Annotated in this window: 5 protein-coding genes; 2 read left to right on the top strand and 3 right to left on the bottom strand. The window is 71.9% G+C overall.

Going from position 1 to position 3,351, the window contains the following annotated elements:
- Together AC1DY2_RS17510 and AC1DY2_RS17505 are read right to left on the bottom strand one after the other, a co-directional pair.
- A partial coding sequence (locus AC1DY2_RS17510; protein ID WP_476763574.1) for a CpaE/TadZ family protein occupies positions 1–793 on the bottom strand: 793 nt, incomplete at its 3' end.
- Positions 790–1,422, bottom strand: coding sequence for a hypothetical protein (locus AC1DY2_RS17505; RefSeq protein WP_476763573.1), 633 nt, complete (start codon positions 1,420–1,422; stop codon positions 790–792). The genes AC1DY2_RS17505 and AC1DY2_RS17510, both read right to left, overlap by 4 nt.
- A 135-nt stretch (positions 1,423–1,557) precedes the next feature.
- Between AC1DY2_RS17505 and AC1DY2_RS17500 the strand changes: the two genes are divergently transcribed.
- Entirely contained in the window at positions 1,558–1,851 is a 294-nt protein-coding gene (locus AC1DY2_RS17500; RefSeq protein ID WP_309973136.1) for a helix-turn-helix domain-containing protein, read from the top strand.
- A gap of 80 nt (positions 1,852–1,931) precedes the next feature.
- Here the strand turns inward: AC1DY2_RS17500 and AC1DY2_RS17495 are convergent, their stop codons facing one another.
- A complete protein-coding gene (locus tag AC1DY2_RS17495; RefSeq protein WP_476763572.1) occupies positions 1,932–2,531 on the bottom strand; it encodes a hypothetical protein in 600 nt (199 codons plus the stop codon).
- A gap of 177 nt (positions 2,532–2,708) precedes the next feature.
- Between AC1DY2_RS17495 and AC1DY2_RS17490 the strand changes: the two genes are divergently transcribed.
- Positions 2,709–3,152, top strand: a complete 444-nt coding sequence (locus AC1DY2_RS17490) for an Rv3235 family protein (protein WP_476763571.1) — start codon at positions 2,709–2,711, stop codon at positions 3,150–3,152.
- The last annotated feature ends 199 nt before the right edge of the window (positions 3,153–3,351 follow it).

The raw sequence follows: 3,351 nt of genomic DNA, 5'->3' as shown, positions 1-3,351 counted from the left end.
CCTCGTCGCGCTCGAGGCTGAATCCGGTGTCGATGACGACGTATTCGACCTGCGCGGCAATGGCCTGGATCGCCGCCGTCACGCGATCGTGTGCGAGCTCGGGCCAGCGACTCGGCCCCACGAGGCCGGTGAACACGTCGAACGACGCACGCGGCGCCGAGTATCGCTGCACGATGCGCTCGAGCTCTGCGCGGTCGAGCGCGTCCCCGCCCGCCAGGCGGCACGCCGAGGCGAACCCGGGCGCCTCGTCGAGCAGGCCCAGCGATGGTGCGACGGCGCCGCCGTAGGGATCGGCGTCGACGAGTGCGACCGTGTGGCCGGCGGCGGCGATCTCGGCGGCCACGTTCACGGCGAGCGTGGTTCGACCCGGCGCGCCTGCCGGACCCCAGACGGCGATGACCTCTGCCGATCGCCGGGCGGCGCCGCTCGCCGCCTCGCCGACGCGCGACGGCACGGGAACGCCGCCTCGGACGAGAATCTCGATCTCGCTCCACGTCGCCGACCGATCGACCACCTCGTGCAGGCCGAGCTGCGTGGCATTCGATCGCTCGCCGTCGCCGCCGGCGAGTGCGATGACGCGGATGCCCCGTTCGTCGCACGCGTCGAGCAGCTCGGCGCTGAGCGTGACCCGGCCGGCGCCGACGAGCACCACGTCCGGCGCCAGCACGTCGAGGCTGTCGACCACGTCTCGCCACCCGACCAGCCGTGCCACGACGGTGTGGCCGTGCTCCACCACGTCGGCGAGGAGGCGGTCTTCGGTCGCAGGGTCGAGCGCGAGCGCCAGCCTGGTCATCGGGGCTCGCTCACCCGCGCCGGTACGAGGTCGATCGCATCCTCGGCGGCGAGCGCCTCGAGCAGCGCCGCGACCTTCTCCCGCGGGATCACGAGCTCGACCGAGGCGGCGCCTGAATCCACCATGCCGCCAGCCTCCTGGATGCCGGCGACCTCGGCGCCCGCGACGAGCACGGCCGGGGGTTCGTACGCGCCGCGTTCGATCTCGCGTGCCGACCAGACGTCGACGGTGGAACCGACGCGGAGCTCGCTCGGGAGCGTGCCGCGACTCGGGACCACGACCGTCGCGAGGCCGGTGCGGTCGACCTCGTCGACGGCGGAACGCGGCACCAGCTCGCCGGCTTCGATCGTGCGAGTGGCCACGAGCCCGCCGTCGCCGAGCGCGTCGGGCGCGAGGTACCGGTCGGCTGTCGAACCGAGCCGCACCGATTCGACGACGAGGTCATCGGCGTCGAGACGCGTGCCCGCGGTGACCGTGTCGCGAACGGAGTAGACCTCGATGGCGTCGTCGAGGCCGTTCACGAGTGCCCACACGCCCGTCGTGGAGGCCGCGACGAGCACGATCCCGATGACGAGGCGCGGGTCGAGGCGGAGGGCGCCGCGCTCCGAGCGGGCGGGTCGACGAGCCATCGGCGTCCTTCCAGGGGTGTGGGTGCAGAGCGGTCGGCGCGAACGCCGGCATCCATCGTCGCCCGAACCCGGGAGGACCCTGCGAAGTTATCCACACCTGCCCATCGCATCCGACGACAGGTCGATACTGGTCTCATGACCACACCCGGTTCAGGCGACGAGATCGGCCGCTTCCTGACGGTCGCCGACGCGGCTGAGCTGCTGGCGGTCGATGTCGCGACGGTCGACGAGCTCATCCGCTCGGGCGAGTTGCCGGCCATCCGGGTCGGCACGTCGGGGCCATGGCGGGTCGAGCGCACGCAACTCGAGCTGTGGATCGACGACCAGTACGAGGCGACGCGCCGGCACTCCCTCTGGAACCAGGGCGAGTTCGCGAACGTGACCGAGCTCTCGGGCGCGCGGACCGCCCGCCTCCGCCCGGTCGACTGAACCGCCGGTCGACAGACCTGCCAGGTCGACAGACCTGCCAGGTCGACAGACCTGGCACGTCGACTCCCCCGCCCGGCTGGTCAGCCGAACGAGACGAGGACGATCCGGTCGAACGGGACGATCCGGATGCCCCGTACCTCCCGCTCCCGTCGCACGGTTCCCGGCTCGTGCACCGCGAGATCGAGGTGATCCCGCGCCACGCGGTCGACGGTGCCGTGCACGCGGCCGTCGTCGGTCGCAAGCTGCACCGGCAGCCGCCTGCGGCACAGGTCGCGAAGGACGAACGGGAGCCCGATCCGCTCGGCCAGGCGCGCGGCCGACTCGGGGACGGGGCGAAGACTGGCCTCGACCTGTGTCCGGCCGGGCAGGACGGCCGCGATCGCGCCGAAGGGCACGATGCACTGGCGCCCCGCGAGTGCAGGGCCGTGCAGGCCTGCACTCATCCAGTCCCGCCCGAACGCGAGCGGGCGGAGATCGTGCACCTCACCGCCGCGGAGTTCGACCCTGATGCACGCGGAGGGGTCGTCTCCGGCCTCCTTCGCCATCGCGGCGAGTCGATCGCGAAGCGTCAGCCTCCCGAGGCGCAGCCGTTCCTCCTCGAGTGCGAGGGCGCGTTCCTCCTCGCGCTGCTCATGGTCGAGCTGCGACTCGAGGTCGTCGAACAGCAGGTCCCATCGCATGCAGGCACGCTACCCTCCGGCACACCGTGATCGGATCGTTCTCCACAGGCGCCCGAAATGCTTGACACGTGTCGGCGCGGATGCATACGGTTCACTCTAGGATTCCCCGACGTCCCCCGATCGGGGGTGATCCAACCGGTGGCCGAAGGTCGCCGCCATCCCCTCAATGGAGCCGAGATGACCGCACGCCCTGCCGCCGGCCACGCACCGATGCGAGGTTCTGCCCCGCAGTTCCTCGATGACGACGAGTTCTTCGGTCGTCAGCCGGCACGTCGCAGTGAACTCCCCGATCCCGAGCCGCTGCTGCGCAGCCTGACCCATTGCGTCATCGAGGTGCTCGCCGGCGCGCGCGACCTCGACCAGCTCGCCCGCTGGGTGACCGACGACGTCTACCGCAACCTCTCGAAGCGCGTCGTGCTCGCCGCGCGCGCACGACGCGTCAAGGGGCAGGCTCCCCAGCGGCCGGCGTTCACGGTGGGAACGGTGCACCTCTGCGAGCCCGCAGACGGCGTGCTCGAGGCCGTGGTCATGGTGCACCAGAAGGCCAGGGCGCGAGCGGTCGCCATCCGACTCGAGGGCATGGACCAGCGCTGGCGCGCGAGCGCCATCAGCGTGCTCTGACGAGCGACGCGGAATCAGCCGCACGAACGAGCGGGACCCGATCGGCCGAACGGCCCAACGGATCCCGCTCGTTCTCGTGCCTCAGCGTCCCTTTCGCTCCTGGGCGCGACGCTCCGAGCGGTTCTGCGGTCCGGCGTCTGCGCCGCCGGTGCGCTGGCCGAACGCGCCTCGCGACGCTTCCACCTCCGCGGCGGGCGCC

This window comes from Agromyces sp. P1_H4 (assembly GCF_056405255.1).
Note: the sequence above shows the minus strand (reverse complement) of the source record. Positions and strands in the feature narration are given on the sequence as shown.